This window comes from Neobacillus kokaensis (assembly GCF_014656545.1).
Classification (GTDB): Bacteria; Bacillota; Bacilli; order Bacillales; family Cytobacillaceae; genus Neobacillus; species Neobacillus kokaensis.
The window spans coordinates 1-14,257 of record NZ_BNDS01000050.1; the positions used below are offsets into that span (position 1 = coordinate 1).

Annotated in this window: 17 protein-coding genes and 1 riboswitch; of the genes, 10 read left to right on the forward strand and 7 right to left on the reverse strand. The window is 38.8% G+C overall.

Annotation, left to right across the window (positions count from 1 at the left end):
* Positions 1–305 precede the first annotated feature (305 nt).
* Both IE222_RS25775 and IE222_RS25780 read right to left on the reverse strand, forming a co-directional pair.
* Positions 306–470 (reverse strand): hypothetical protein, encoded by a 165-nt coding sequence (locus tag IE222_RS25775; protein ID WP_191277247.1) that lies wholly within the window; start codon positions 468–470, stop codon positions 306–308.
* A gap of 223 nt (positions 471–693) precedes the next feature.
* Positions 694–1,248, reverse strand: coding sequence for a QueT transporter family protein (locus IE222_RS25780; protein ID WP_191277248.1), 555 nt, complete (start codon positions 1,246–1,248; stop codon positions 694–696).
* 6 nt (positions 1,249–1,254) lie between these two features.
* Positions 1,255–1,299: riboswitch (PreQ1 riboswitch) on the reverse strand.
* Between the two features lie 144 nt (positions 1,300–1,443).
* Here IE222_RS25780 and IE222_RS25785 point away from each other — a divergent pair.
* The 5 genes from IE222_RS25785 (at position 1,444) to IE222_RS25805 (ending at position 7,342) form a co-directional block, all read left to right on the forward strand.
* Entirely contained in the window at positions 1,444–2,436 is a 993-nt protein-coding gene (locus IE222_RS25785; RefSeq protein WP_191277249.1) for a LacI family DNA-binding transcriptional regulator, read from the forward strand.
* Positions 2,437–2,619: 183 nt separating this feature from the next.
* Positions 2,620–4,023, forward strand: a complete 1,404-nt coding sequence (locus IE222_RS25790; RefSeq protein WP_191277250.1) for a sucrose-specific PTS transporter subunit IIBC — start codon at positions 2,620–2,622, stop codon at positions 4,021–4,023.
* Positions 4,024–4,084: 61 nt separating this feature from the next.
* Positions 4,085–5,509, forward strand: a complete 1,425-nt coding sequence (locus IE222_RS25795; RefSeq protein ID WP_191277251.1) for a sucrose-6-phosphate hydrolase — start codon at positions 4,085–4,087, stop codon at positions 5,507–5,509.
* A 1-nt stretch (position 5,510) separates the two neighbouring features.
* A complete protein-coding gene (locus tag IE222_RS25800) occupies positions 5,511–6,452 on the forward strand; it encodes a carbohydrate kinase family protein (protein WP_191277252.1) in 942 nt (313 codons plus the stop codon).
* 446 nt (positions 6,453–6,898) lie between these two features.
* Positions 6,899–7,342, forward strand: coding sequence for a VOC family protein (locus IE222_RS25805; RefSeq protein ID WP_191277253.1), 444 nt, complete (start codon positions 6,899–6,901; stop codon positions 7,340–7,342).
* A 91-nt stretch (positions 7,343–7,433) separates the two neighbouring features.
* Here the strand turns inward: IE222_RS25805 and IE222_RS25810 are convergent, their stop codons facing one another.
* Together IE222_RS25810 and IE222_RS25815 are read right to left on the reverse strand one after the other, a co-directional pair.
* Positions 7,434–7,988 carry a GNAT family N-acetyltransferase gene (locus IE222_RS25810; protein WP_191277254.1) on the reverse strand — a complete coding sequence of 185 codons (555 nt, stop codon included), beginning with the start codon at positions 7,986–7,988 and terminating at the stop codon, positions 7,434–7,436.
* A 22-nt stretch (positions 7,989–8,010) separates the two neighbouring features.
* Positions 8,011–8,382 carry a VOC family protein gene (locus IE222_RS25815; RefSeq protein ID WP_191277255.1) on the reverse strand — a complete coding sequence of 124 codons (372 nt, stop codon included), beginning with the start codon at positions 8,380–8,382 and terminating at the stop codon, positions 8,011–8,013.
* A 289-nt stretch (positions 8,383–8,671) separates the two neighbouring features.
* On the opposite strand from IE222_RS25815, the gene IE222_RS25820 reads away from it, so the two are divergent.
* From IE222_RS25820 to IE222_RS25830, 4 genes are all read left to right on the forward strand, one after another.
* Positions 8,672–9,163, forward strand: coding sequence for a DinB family protein (locus IE222_RS25820; RefSeq protein WP_191277256.1), 492 nt, complete (start codon positions 8,672–8,674; stop codon positions 9,161–9,163).
* Positions 9,164–9,437: 274 nt separating this feature from the next.
* Entirely contained in the window at positions 9,438–9,902 is a 465-nt protein-coding gene (locus IE222_RS26600; RefSeq protein WP_223282901.1) for a 2-dehydropantoate 2-reductase N-terminal domain-containing protein, read from the forward strand.
* 10 nt (positions 9,903–9,912) lie between these two features.
* Positions 9,913–10,401 (forward strand): NAD(P)H-dependent glycerol-3-phosphate dehydrogenase, encoded by a 489-nt coding sequence (locus tag IE222_RS26605; RefSeq protein WP_223282902.1) that lies wholly within the window; start codon positions 9,913–9,915, stop codon positions 10,399–10,401.
* A 148-nt stretch (positions 10,402–10,549) separates the two neighbouring features.
* On the forward strand, positions 10,550–10,786 hold the full coding sequence (locus tag IE222_RS25830) for a DUF5316 family protein (protein WP_191277257.1): 237 nt from the start codon (positions 10,550–10,552) through the stop codon (positions 10,784–10,786).
* Positions 10,787–11,027: 241 nt separating this feature from the next.
* Here IE222_RS25830 and IE222_RS25835 read toward each other — a convergent pair whose 3' ends face one another.
* The 3 genes from IE222_RS25835 to IE222_RS25850 all read right to left on the reverse strand — a co-directional run bounded on the left by IE222_RS25835 (position 11,028) and on the right by IE222_RS25850 (position 13,601).
* A complete protein-coding gene (locus tag IE222_RS25835) occupies positions 11,028–12,311 on the reverse strand; it encodes an MFS transporter (RefSeq protein ID WP_191277258.1) in 1,284 nt (427 codons plus the stop codon).
* A gap of 623 nt (positions 12,312–12,934) precedes the next feature.
* On the reverse strand, positions 12,935–13,249 hold the full coding sequence (locus IE222_RS25845) for a DMT family transporter (RefSeq protein ID WP_191277260.1): 315 nt from the start codon (positions 13,247–13,249) through the stop codon (positions 12,935–12,937).
* 1 nt (position 13,250) lies between these two features.
* Complete coding sequence (locus tag IE222_RS25850) at positions 13,251–13,601, reverse strand: DMT family transporter (RefSeq protein WP_370465094.1); 351 nt, start codon at positions 13,599–13,601, stop codon at positions 13,251–13,253.
* 216 nt (positions 13,602–13,817) lie between these two features.
* Between IE222_RS25850 and IE222_RS25855 the strand changes: the two genes are divergently transcribed.
* Positions 13,818–14,213, forward strand: a complete 396-nt coding sequence (locus IE222_RS25855; RefSeq protein WP_191277262.1) for a globin domain-containing protein — start codon at positions 13,818–13,820, stop codon at positions 14,211–14,213.
* The last annotated feature ends 44 nt before the right edge of the window (positions 14,214–14,257 follow it).

The window sequence follows — 14,257 nt, forward strand, 5'->3', positions numbered from 1 at the left end:
TGGAGGCGGTCAATGAGCACGAGGAGCAGAGATTTTTCGAAAAAGGTGTACATTGAACCCTCCAATGTGCACGCGAAGCTTAGATTTTCAGAAAAAAGTGCTCATGGAAGCGGTCAATGAGCACGAGGAGCAGAGATTTTTCGAAAAAGGTGTACATTGAACCCTCCAATGTGCATATAAAGCTTAGATTTTCTGAAAAAAGTTCTTATTGACCACCTAAATAATCACTTGAAGCAAGGTTTTTCTAAAAAGAGTAAATTGATATTAACTCTGAGCCTCAGTCTATTAATCAACCACCTAGCATACTATGCCCCTGCTTTATTATCAGCGATCACTAAACATAAAGTAGCAAACGGTCCAAGAAATAAAGATAAGAAAAACCAGTTAAGTCCGCTGCGGTTTTTCCCTTGCGCTAATCCAGCGTTAATCAGAGCGAGGGTTCCCCAACCGACAAAATATTCATTATCCATTTAATTCACCTGCAATGCGCAATTTAATTACATGAAAATTTTACCATATGGATAAAAAACAGCAATAGAGATAGATGATTTTGTCAAAAATCATTTTGCATAGAAATTCTATATAATGTATGGAGGGAGTACTTGTCTAGAAAAATATTCATTAACATTACAGTGGTTGGAGTAATGTTTAAAAAGAGCTGTTACTTTTTAGTAAAGTAACAGCTCCTTTTAATTAAACAATTTTATCAAAACGGACAGACTTATTGATGTAATACATGATTGGCATACCGACAGCCATCACCGCAAATTCACCAACAGCCGTTGTTAACCATGTAAATAGGAATGGCAATCCGAAAGCGAGATGCAATTCCAAGGCAATCAGGAACATTGTAAAGGTGAAGACTACTGTATTCACAATCATTCGTGTCCAGATTCCCTTAATAAAGCGTGCACAAACAATCGTAATCCCCAATGCCAGCAGCGATTGGCCGACACCGAAAATCAGGTCATAAGCCTTCATCGGTGAAAAGAACAGGTTTGTGAGAAACACACCTAGGATTATGCCGAAAATATACTTTTTGTTAAAAACAATTAGATGATTAAACATCTCAGAAACCCGAAACTGGATTTGGTTAAAGCCAAATGGTGCAATGACTGCCGAAACTGCAATATACAATGCTGCGATAATGCCATTTATAACAATCCCTCGTACGTTTGAATGTGTACCGCGAGAAATGGTCTTACCTGCAGCAGTTTGCTGTGGAAATGTATTTGTGGTTTTTTCCATATTCAATTCTCCTTAGTTTTTTATAGTGGGATGGTTACGAACCACTGTCATACTTACAAACTAATATAATAATATAAACCATATTACCGGTCAATGACATTTTTTTGAAAAAAACTTCGATTAAATTCCCATTTAAATTTCGGATACTTTGTGTAAAATGGTTGTATGACCTTTATGGCCTAGGAGGAAATACATATGCTTACAATTAAAGAGATTGCTGAACGGGCGAATGTCTCCCGGACGACGGTTTCAAGAGTTCTAAATAATTCCGGTTATGTGAGTGAGGAGGCTAAAAAAAGGGTCTTACAGGTAATCGAGGAAACCGGTTATGTCCCAAGCGAAAATGCCAAATCATTGCGCACCAAAAAGACGAAAGTAATTGGTGTCATCCTTCCAAAAATCAGCACCGAAACTTCCAGCCGTCTTGTAAAGGGGATGGATGAAATTTTAGCGAAAGAGGGCTATCAAATTCTTTTAACGAACACAAACCTTGATCCGGAAAAGGAAATTGAATATTTAAAGCTCCTGAAAAGCCGTCATGTTGATGGCATTATTTTATCGGCCACCAATATCAACCGCCCGTTAGTCGAAGAGATCTATAATTTGAAAATTCCATTTGTAACCGTTGGACAAACTATTTCCGGCTTAGCCAATGTTATTTTTGACGATTATCAGGCCACAAAGGACATGGTGAATTTCCTTATTCAAAAAGGACATACCAAAATTGCCTTTATTGGTGTCGATGAACAAGACCGTGCTGTTGGTTATTTAAGAAAAAAAGGCTACCTGGATGCCATGAAAGAAAAAAACTTACAGATAGAAACTAGCTGGGTGCAAAAAGGTGTGTTTAATGTGGAATCCGGGTACGAAAGCATGAGAGCGATTCTACTTGATGCCGCCGAAAATAAACCAACAGCAGTATTAGCCGTAACCGACCGGTTAGCCATTGGTGCGATGCTGTATTTGAACGAAGCAGGGTTATCGGTTCCTGATGATATCGCTCTTGCAGGCATGGGGGCATCTGAACTTGCCAAATTTATCGCCCCACCGTTAACAACGATTGATTTTTCAATAGAAGAGGCAGGGCGGGAAGCAGCATTATTAATACTCCAAAAAATCAGTGGAGAAAATTACCACGAGGTAATTAAAACAATTCCCTATAGACTAGTTGAACGTTCGAGTGTATAATAAAAGTGTAATCGATTCCACATGGTAATCTCCTCGGTTACACTTTTATTTTTCAAATCTGTGGAATCGATTCCCTAAATTATAATGCATAAATTTTCAAATCGGTTTCACATTATTAATTATTGATATATTTTTTTTATTCCAATGTGAAATCGATTCCATATAAAAACAGGGGTGAGGAAAATGTCCGAAAATCGCAAAATTGCGGAAGAAGTAATCGAGGCTGTTGGGGGCAGAGGAAATATTCAATCAGTTGCCCACTGTGCAACCAGGCTGCGGATTATGGTAAATGATAAAGAGAAAATCAATCAGGAAAAGGTCGAATCCATTAATAAAGTAAAGGGAGCATTTTTTAACTCCGGCCAGTACCAGATTATATTTGGAACGGGAACGGTTAATAAAGTCTACGAAGAAGTTTCTCAATTGGGACTAGACACACTATCTGCCACTGATCAGAAAAAAGAAGCAGTAAAAAGCGGCAGCAGATTCCAAAGGGCAGTTAGAACATTCGGTGATGTGTTTGTACCAATTATACCGGTCCTTGTGGCAACAGGTTTATTCATGGGTCTTCGTGGCCTCGTCATGCAGGAACAAGTCCTCGCTTTATTCGGGATGAATCCGGAAGATATTTCGCAAAACTTTCTCCTATTTACGCAAGTTTTAACGGATACAGCGTTTATTTTCCTGCCGGCACTCGTGGCTTGGTCAACGTTTAGAGTGTTCGGCGGTACGCCAATCATCGGGTTAATACTCGGATTGATGCTCGTTTCTCCTTCATTGCCAAATGCCTGGGGTGTTGCAGGAGGGGACGTCAAACCGCTATATTTCCTAGACTTTATTCCTGTTGTTGGCTACCAGGGTTCCGTATTACCAGCGTTCATTGCGGGTATTATTGGTGCAAAGCTTGAAAGAATCATCAGAAAACGTGTACCAGACGCATTGGATTTAATTGTTACACCGTTTCTAACGCTTCTGATTATGATTACATTATCCCTATTAGTAATAGGACCGATTTTCCATATTGTCGAGCAGGATATTTTAAAAGTGGCGACAAACGTGCTATCTTGGCCATTCGGTATTAGTGGTATCTTAATTGGCGGATTGAACCAAGTAATTGTTATCACGGGTGTACACCATATTTTCAATATGTTAGAGATTCAGCTATTAGCCCAATATCACAATAACCCATACAATGCTATCGTAACTTGTGCCGTTGCAGCTCAAGGCGGTGCAGCGTTAGCCGTTGGTTTAAAGACAAAATCGAAAAAGTTGAAAGCTCTGGCATTACCTTCAGCGTTCTCAGCATTTTTAGGAATTACCGAACCAGCTATTTTTGGTGTTAACCTGCGTTACGGCAAACCATTTATTATGGCCTTAATCGGCGGTGCAGCTGGTGGGTTCCTGGCATCGATTCTTGGATTGAAAGCAACAGGGATGGCGGTAACCGTTATTCCGGGAACATTGCTTTATTTGAACGGACAAATAGTACTGTACATTTTAGTTAACGTAGTGGCGATTGCCGTTGCTTTCATTCTTACTTGGATGTTTGGTTATTCAGATAAGGTGAAGAAGGAAATTGAACAATAATTTGAAAAAGGCAAGCGAACACTTGCCTTTTTTCTTTAAAAACAGCATGGAGGGTTCTTTGATGACAGAAAGAGAAAGTCTCCTAAAAGAACAAGCATATAAAGAAGTAAAAAAATACGAGAAACTGATCCAACAAGATCCATATCGGCTTAGTTACCATCTCATGCCCCTGGTCGGACTGTTAAATGATCCGAATGGTTTAATCCAATTCAAAGGTGCTTATCATGTGTTTTATCAATGGAACCCATTTGACACTGCACATGGAGCGAAATTTTGGGGACATTATTCGTCCGTGGATATGGTTAACTGGAAGGAAGAGCCAATCGCTCTGGCTCCAAGTGAATGGTATGAAAAAAATGGCTGTTACTCAGGAAGCGCGATTGAGTCGGATGGGAAACTCTACTTGTTTTATACAGGTAATGTAAAGTCAGATGACGGAGCCCGAGAGACATACCAGTGTTTAGCTGTTTCAACCGACGGTGTTCATTTTGAGAAAAAAGGCCCTGTACTGAAGCTGCCAGATGGTTATACAGCACACTTCCGCGACCCAAAGGTTTGGAAAAAGAATGACCGCTGGTACATGATTATTGGTGCACAAACACTGGAGGAAGAAGGGGCTGCTGTTCTTTTTGTATCCGATGATTTGTATCAATGGGAGGAGCTTGGCCCAATAGCCGGTTCCAGAAAGAACGGTCTTGGGGACTTCGGCTATATGTGGGAATGCCCCGATTTGATTCAGTTACAAAGCAAAGAGGTATTATTGGTGTCACCTCAAGGCTTGGAGCCTAATGGCTATTTATACAATAATCTTTTTCAATCTGGCTATTTTGTTGGTACATTGGATTATGAAACGGCCCAGTATCAGCATGGCGATTTTGTGGAGCTTGACCGCGGCTTTGATTTTTATGCCCCGCAAACTTTTAGAGATGAATCGGGAAGAACGATTCTTTATGCATGGATGGGCATCACGGACGAGAGCGAACCATATCAGCCTACTATTGCGAACCACTGGGTTCACGCTTTAACAATCCCGCGTGAATTGGAACTTAGGGATGGGCAGATTTTTCAAAAACCAGCAGCGGAATTAAAAAATCTTCGAAAAGACGAGGTTTTCTTTGATTACGGCAAACATGATAGCTTGGATGGGGTTTGTGCAGCAGAAATGGAACTTGATTTTGCTGAACCGGTTGACGGAACATTTGAAATAAATTTCCGCGGTGAGGCCGTGCTCTCATATGATTCATCAAAACTGGAAATAAGCTTGCAGCGAAGAAATATGAAAACAGGATTAAGTGAAAAAAGAGTTTGCATGCTGGATAAGCTTTCGAAGCTTCAGATTTTTATGGATCACTCTTCGTTAGAGATTTTCGTCAATGGTGGACAAGAGATGTTTACCGCACGTTATTTTCCGCAGCCTGAAGATCAGACGATTTCCTTTAATGGAACGGCATCCTTTCGTTTGAAAAAATGGAGCCTTGGAGGTTAATATGAACGGTGTTATTTGTTTAGGTGAAGCGTTAATTGATTTTATCCCGCTTGATGAGGATAATTTAACATACCAAAAGGCTCCCGGCGGTGCACCTGCAAATGTGTCAGTTGGCATTGCAAAGCTTGGCGGCTCTTCAACTTTCGTTGGTAAAGCTGGGGATGATGTATTAGGGTATTTTTTAAAAGAGACACTGTCAGGCTACGGTGTTAATGTCGATGCGATGAAGTTAACGGATGAAGCAAGAACGGGTGTAGTATTTGTAACTTTAGAGCATTCCGGGGAACGCCATTTTAGTTTTTACATTAACCCGAGTGCAGATCGTTTTTTGAAAAAAGAAGAATTGGATCAAGAGGTTTTTACAGGGCAAAAAATACTCCATTTTGGTTCTATTTCACTAATCAGCGAACCGGCAAAGTCAGCAACGATCCACGCGGTGGAGCAAGCAAAAAAAGCAGGAATGCTAGTTTCCTATGATCCTAATCTTCGTTTAGGATTATGGAACTCAGAAGAACAGGCAAAAGAAATGATTTTAGAAACACTCTCTTTTGCTGATATTTTAAAAGTTTCTGAGGAAGAGCTTGAGTTTTTAACCGGGTGTGCAAGTTTAGAAGATGGGATTGCAAAGTTGCCTGATATCCCTCTGATCTTAGTGACATTAGGGGCGGAAGGCAGCATTTACCGCTTTAAAGGCGAGATTGGCAGGGTATCCGCCATGTCATGTAAGGTAGTAGATACAACTGGGGCGGGGGATGCGTTTGTATCTGGGATTCTTTACACGATTAACGAATCTCGGAAAACATTAGGGGAGCTTACAGTGTCCGAAATAGAGGAAATGCTTCGCTTTGCCAGCATCTCCGGCGGCTTGGCAACGACAAAAAAAGGTGCCATGACTGGGCTGCCGACATTAGAAGAGGTAAAAAAGGAATTAGGAGAAATATAGTAATTTAAAAGTCCAAATCATATGGTTTGGGCTTTTTCAATTGTGATAGAGTCTTAAAAGTTATTAAACTAGGTATAGTGGCTTTTAGGAATGTTGGAAACATTTTTTTCATTTTTTTGGGAGATTAGTTTGCAATAGATACGATTGGAAACACTTTTCTAGTATTTTCGTGTAGATTTGTTTCCAATAGGTACGATTGGAAACACTTTTTCTGTTTTTTCATAGAGTTTTGTTTGCAATAGATACGATTGGAAACCCTTTTCCTGTATTTTCGTGTAGATTTGTTTGCAATAGATACGATTGGAAACACTTTTCCTGTTTCTTCATAGAGTTTTGTTTCCAATGAATATGACAAGTTCCTAAATTGGATTTTATTTTTCTAAAAAAAGGATATAAGATGAAATTGCAGAATGTTTATAGAAAAGTAATTTTTTGGAGGCGGAGGAATGAACAGACTAAATCTAATAACACTCGGTACAAGGGATATTGTGAAGGCGTATAAGTTTTATAAGGATCTAGGGTTTGACACCTCTATTAGGGGGACGGAATCCAATCCGTTCATTATTTTCTTCAGAAATGAAGGCTCCAGAATTGCTTTGTATCCAATTGATGAACTAGCTAAAGATATTAATCACGATAATCCGCCTGCAATTTCAAACACTTTTCCTGGTATCACTCTAGCTTATAATGCAAAGTCCATGGAAGAAGTGGATGAAGTGATTAAAAAGGCTGCGGCAGCAGGAGCGACAATCCAAAAGGAACCGAAAACGACAGATTGGGGCGGCTACGGCGGCTATTTTACCGATCTCGATGGCTACTATTGGGAAGTAGCCTACGGTGAGGATTGGGAGTTTGATGAATCCAACATGTTAGTGATTAATGATCAGTAATTAAGTCAGCATTATTTACAAAAGAGAGAAATGGCTTAAAAGCGTTCTCCGAGCCATTTCTTTTATTATCCGCTTTCTCACTCAACTAGATCTACTTTGAGTTAATGAAATAAATTAGATTATCGGTCCATTCATCAAATTCGTATATAAACCCTTTTCTTATACATTCAAATGTCATTCCAACACTTTCTGCTAATTTTATCGATGGAATATTATCGGGATTTATGTGGGCCTCAATACGATGATAATTTAATTTTTTAAATCCAAGACTTATCGCCGCTTTCACAGCTTCCTGACCATATCCATTTCTCCAAAATTGATTGTGAATCGTATATCCAAATCTTGCCCATTGAAACTCATCCCTTATAAGCGTGGAGAAATCAATTGCTCCCAAATGGGTATGATCTACTTTTTGAAATACCCCAAAAACATATTCTTTATCCTCTAAAGCTAATCTTTGCTGGTTTTCTAGCAATTCTATAAACCATTCTTTATTGCAGATACTCATATCGATTTTACCTTCATCATATTTGTGTTGTGAAGGCAGTCTATTTTCATATTCAGTAAGCCAGGTAGAATAATCCTCTTTTTCAAAAGGTCTTATAACCAATCTTTCTGTTTCTATTTTGCAGTTAAACTTGTTCAACCAAACACCTCATCATTAAAAATTAAATATGCACCTCACTCATAAGCGCATGCGTGTTGTCCTCGGTATCTTTGAAAAATACCATCCATGTTTCGGTTTGTCCCATTTTGGCAACGAGATGTGGCTCTCCAAGGAACTTTACTTCTTTTTCTAGCAATTTTTCATAGCTTGCCTTTATATCCTCAACTTGAAAATAAACGATTGAACTGGCATAGTCATATTGCTCTTGCTCCGGCATGCTGAGCAGCAGACGCAAGCCACCGCACTCGAAAAATGCCATCGTTTCGGTATTAAACAACAGCTGCAGCCCAAGCTGTTCTTTATAAAAATGAAGTGCACGCTGTAAATCTTTAATGGGCACTCCAATTTGTCCAACTTTTTGTATTTGTGTCATGGAACGTTTTCCCCCCATTCTCAATTACTACCAATTTCTATGATAAATGATAGATCCAATAACTTCCACTCGTTTGTTGGACTTTTCTGAATACAAGTATTATATGTACATAGATGTTTTTAAAAAGGCTTATGTTGTTTCTTCATAATATAGCCAAGTTAAATCATTTAAGTTATTTAAAAATGTTCATTTTGCTATTTACAACAATCGGGCGATTTAACGGAATAATGCAGGTAATTTCAAAAGGGCGTCGAAATAGGAAATTTATTATTAGAGGAGTGTGATTGGTATGTCTCACGCAAAAGATGTTTTAGCAGATCAATTGTTAGCAAATGCTAATGACCCTAGCTGGTATGTTCCGTTTTCGGAATCGGTTGCCGACTTATCAGAGGAAGAAGCGTTTTGGAAACCTGATGATGAAAGCAACAGTATTGCAGAAATTGTACAACACCTTCTTTACTGGAACGAAACTTGGCAAAAGAGATACAAAAAATCTCATGTGAATGCTGTGACGCCCATAAATGACAATATTGAAAGCTTTAATAGTAAAGAAAATAAATCGTTTAATGACTTAAAAAAGTGCCTCTTAGCGGTACTGCTTCAATGGCAAGACCTTCTGACTGAGGAAAAGGTAGAAAATGATGTGAATGGTTTCCCCGTGACTGCAAAATGGTGGGCAGTTTTAGGAAATTTGTCCACACATAACGCCTACCACATTGGACAAATCGTTTACATTCGGAAACTACAAAAAAGCTGGAAAACTAATAGTAAGGGGGATTAGATAAGGCAGCTTACATTTCTTTGTTGAGCAATAGGGCGCATTTCTTGAGCAAGAAATGTGCTCTTATTTATAAATTAGGCAAGATTGCGGAAGAGCATTTTAACTGAAAATTGGGTACTTATCAATAATATTGTACTTAAGGTAATGCTTCCAGTTTAAGAAGGAATTATTTTGATTTTGTCGAATGTAACTAAATGTTTACCAAAAATGGACCGTACTCTCTTGGAAAGTAATTAAAAATTAAAATTAGAAACAACAAGGAAAAGGTGAAAAAATGAACATATCAGTTTTAGGATGCGGGCGATGGGGAACTTTTATGGCTTGGTATGCGAATAAAGTTGGACATAATGTCATGCTATGGGGACGGGAAAGTTCAAGAAATTTTTTGGGCTTAAAGGATACAAGAAAAAATGATTATCTCTCCATACCGGATACTATTGAATTAAATAGTTCATTAAAAAAAGTGATTTCTTTTGCAGACCTAATCATCATCTCAATTAGTGCACAGGAATTAAGGTCATTTGCAAAGCAATTAAATTCATTAAATGAAATACAAAACAAAACTTTTATTTTATGTATGAAAGGGCTTGAAGCCTCTAGTGGAAAAAGACTTTCTCAAGTATTTAGTGAGGAGGTCGGAAGAAGAGTGAATGTAGCAGTTTGGGTAGGTCCAGGACATGTACAGGATTTTGTGAATAACATACCAAAATTGTATGGTTATAGGTTCCGAAAATGTTGAGGTAACCAAAATGATTGTTCAAGAACTTAATAGTGATTTAATCAGGTTCTATTATGGTCAAGACCTTATTGGGAATGAAATAGGGGCCGCAACAAAAAATGTGATGGGAATTGCTGCAGGCATGTTAGATGGTTTAAGTTATAGTAGTTTAAAAGGTTCACTTATGGCAAGAGGTACAAGAGAAATTTCTCGTCTTGTAAGAGCAATGGGGGGAAATGATTTAACCATTTACGGTTTAAGTCATTTAGGTGATTATGAAGCAACGTTGTTCTCCCCACATAGTCATAATAGAAAATTTGGACAAGCATATGTCGAAGGAGACAGTTTTGGAAAACTAGCAGAGGGTGTTTCTACAGTTAAGGCTTTAAGGGAATTATCCCAACAGTATGCCGTAGAACTTCCAATCTGCAACGCTTTATATGAGATTTTATTTGAAAATAAAAATGCAAAAGAAACATTAGAAAACCTATTCATTAGACCTTTAAAATTTGAGTTTTAATAAATTTTTAAAATATCTTCAACAACTAAAGAAGGCTTATCTTGAATAGATTTAAGTAATGATTTTTAACAATCAGGCGCGTTTCATTAGGAATGTGCTTGATTTAAGTTAGGTTACATCATTATAGAAATAGCAAAGTGATATGCATATGTTAAGGGTTGGAAAAAAGGAGTATTTAATGTTACAGTTTTTCCTTATTGTCGGCATAATTGGTATTGTTATTTCTGGAATTTTTATTGGAGCATGGACAGACGGACAACAGCAAAGAGCAAATTTCTATTCAGAAACACCAGAACATAGGAATTTCAGAACTAAAATAGCAGTATATTCTGGTCTCATTGGAGTAATCTCATTAGGTATATCTGGTTTAATATACTTTTTATAACCGACAGATTTTAATGATAATAGGGTTTTACAAAATAAGACTTAGAACAGAAATAGATTATTAGTTAATTAGTGAGCAATTGTGAAAAAATGCACCTAAACGGGGCAGGTTAAAGAAATAATCTCCAGTACCTTAAAGGATATTTTAATAGTGATAAAGAATTAAAAAGAAATAATAAAAGGAAGTTGTAAAGACGAAGAAAGAAAAAATGAATGAAGCACGAGAGCTGTTCCGTGCTTCATTAAGCTGCCTTCACTTCCTGCTGTCCTGTCTGCTTCGGCAAACATGCACTGACAAACGAAGCAACCACCAATAGAATTGCAGCCATTACTAATGAACTTGTGTAGCTTCCGGCACGGTCAAAGAAGATTCCAGGAAGAAACGAGCCGATCGCTGATCCGAGCTGATGGCTCATATACAGAAAGCCGGTTACAATACCCAATGACGAACCGTGAAAATAGCCAGCCAGTAATTTTACCGTGGGCGCTACAACGGCAAAATCTACAATTCCGAAAGAAATGGAAAAGACAAATAATAGCCAAGGATTTTCTACGAAAAAGCCAAACCATCTTGTATTTGTTAAAAAGATTAATAGAAAGACTATCGTCAGTCCGCGTAAAAAATAAATCCATGCGACCATTTTTCGATTATCAAAGCGGTCTGCCATGATCCCTGCAACAATCGTTCCACCAGTATTAAAAGCAGCTAGCAAGCTGACGGCCGTGCCCGTTACAGCAACTGAAAAGCCGCAAGCTTGGGCAAACGGAATTAAATGGGTATCCATGAGACCGGTGGTGGTAAATCCACAAATAAAATATGGAATAACGAGAAACCAAAAGCCACGGTGAAATAGGTACCTCTGTTTGGAAACAGGAAGGGTTTCTTGTACTCCTTTTGAAACCTGTTTTTCTTCGGCATTAGCTGCTCCTAAAGCATTGATACCCATGTCAGCCGGTTCAGATTTTAGAAAAATCGCCAAGAGCGGGAAAATGATGAGCAATAAAAATCCGCCTAAAATTAAAACGGTATTTTTCCAACCAAAAGCGCTAATTAAGAATAAAGAACTCGAAACCATTATCATCTGTCCGGCACCAAATCCGGCTTCCACTAAACCAAGGGCCAAGCCTTGTTTTTTATGAAACCATTTTGTTACGGCAATGGAGGCGGTCACTCCGGATGCTCCGCCAAACCCGAGCGAAGATATTACCCCGTATAAAATCAGCAGCTGCCAGATATTTTGAGCGAAAAAAGTGAGGATAGTCGTGACGCCTAACAGGATGATGCTGTAAACAAAAATCTGCTTAACGCCATACTTATCAATGAGTTTTCCAATCACCGGCTGTGAAAGGGCAAAGATGATAAAGCTAACAAATGATATGGCTGAAACCGCACCCCTTGAAGCGGTGAATTCCTGCTCCCACGGCTCCATAAAAGCACCGAAACAATAACGCAGGCCTTGAGCGGCTAAAACCCCAATAAAACAAACCGCTAAAATAACCCAGCCGTAATGGATCTTTTTAAACAATGCAACGCTCCTTCTTTCCAAACGAAGTTATTCTTCTATTATAAGGAAAAGGTCGTTTTTACCGCAATAAAAATACTTTATTGCAGAAAAGGGATAAAGGGATTAATCAAAAAGGATATGAATCATGATGAAATACAAATGGTATTAGGAATGAAAGGCGTAATTCTATTGCCCGTGGTTGGCAGTAAAGTGGCGGAAACGGTAAAAGGAGCGAGTTCTATTGCCCGTATAGGTTGGAAAAGTGTTGAAACGGTAAAAAGGAAGGTGTTCTATTGCCCCGGGGAGGTATGAAAAGGGGGTGAACGGTAAAAAGGAAGGTGTTGTATTGCCTGTGTAGGTTGTGAAAACGGGCGGAACGGTAAAAAGGATCAGGGTCTTATGCCTGTAAGGGGCTGAAAAGTGAGGAGACAGTAAAAAGAATAATTTTTGCATGTGGCTAGTTCGAAAGGGGATACTTTATTTTGCCTGTGGCATCAATAGTGAGCTCTGTCCGGTCAAAATCCCGGTTTAATTTTTCCCGCGGACACACATAAAGACCGCGTTCCGGTCAAAATCCCACGTTTTTAAATGCCTAAATAAAGAATCAGAGGAGTAGACCGATAAAATCCCTCGGCTTCCTCCCACTAAGAAAACACCTTCAACCCAATCACGCCAACAATAATCACCCCAACACTAATCATCCGCCCGATATTCTTCGATTCTCCCAACAAATACATGTTGATCAGTACCGCACCGGCCGTTCCAATACCGACCCAAACGATATAAGCAATACTAAGCTGTAAAAAACGAAATGATGAATATAAAAACACAAAAGAGGCACCGAAACCGCCAATATATAGCATCCCATATCTAAAATTTCTTTGTTGACTATATAATTTCAACCCAGCGGCACCGGCGACTTCAGCGACAGCTGCCAAAAGAACTAGTAACCAGCCCATTTTAAGCAGCTCCTTTCACAGTTTGTTTTTCCTCTGAATTATTATCAGCAAGGTTCAGACCAATGACTCCAATAATGATCAGAAAAATGCACAGAATCATGCCTATATTCAAACTGCCGCCAAAAAGAAACACATCCATTAACACCGTTCCAATTGTACCGACACCGGAAAAAACAGCATAAACCGTACCGGTAGGAAGGGTCTCACATGCTTTGGGAAGGATATGAAAGTCAAGAAAAATAATGCCGACCACAATGGCCCATTCCCACCAAGTTTTAGCTGTATTAAAACCATATACCCAAATGATTTCGAATAAACAAGTCAAAAATACATAAATCCAGGCTTTATTCAAGTTACTCACCTCAAGCAAAATTGCCTAATTTAATTTATCTTTCCCAAAGTAGAACTTTCGCATTATTTTAGAATAACACATGCTATAAAAAAATGTGGTCCAATTGCTTAAGGAAGTATCTTGGCAAAACTGTGATATAAATCACGAAACCCGCACCGAAATAACATTATAATAAAAATAACTAATGGGGAAATTAAAAGAGGATGGTGAAGAAAAATGGATTATCAATTTAAAACATTATTTAGCGAAATCGGCGGACTTGAAACAATTGATAAACTTGTCGAGGCATTTTATCCGCGTGTATACGCTGACCCGGATTTAGCACCAATTTTTGAAGGGGATATAGATGAAATCAAACGTAAACAGAAATTGTTTTTACCGCAGTTTTTAGGTGGCCCAGCGCTTTACAGTCAGGAGTTCGGACCGCCTGCGATGAGACAGCGGCATCTTCCGCACGAAGTTACCCCTACACGTGCTAAGGCATGGCTTCGCTGTATGAAAGAGGCGTTCGAAGAAATCGGTCTCGACAAAAATCCTGCCGGCCCCGCTTTTTATGATCGTTTAACACAAGTTGCCGGCATCATGGTCAATACGCCGGATCTGGAAGATTAAAATAAAAATCCTCATCCTTTATGATGAACTGCACCCCAATTGTT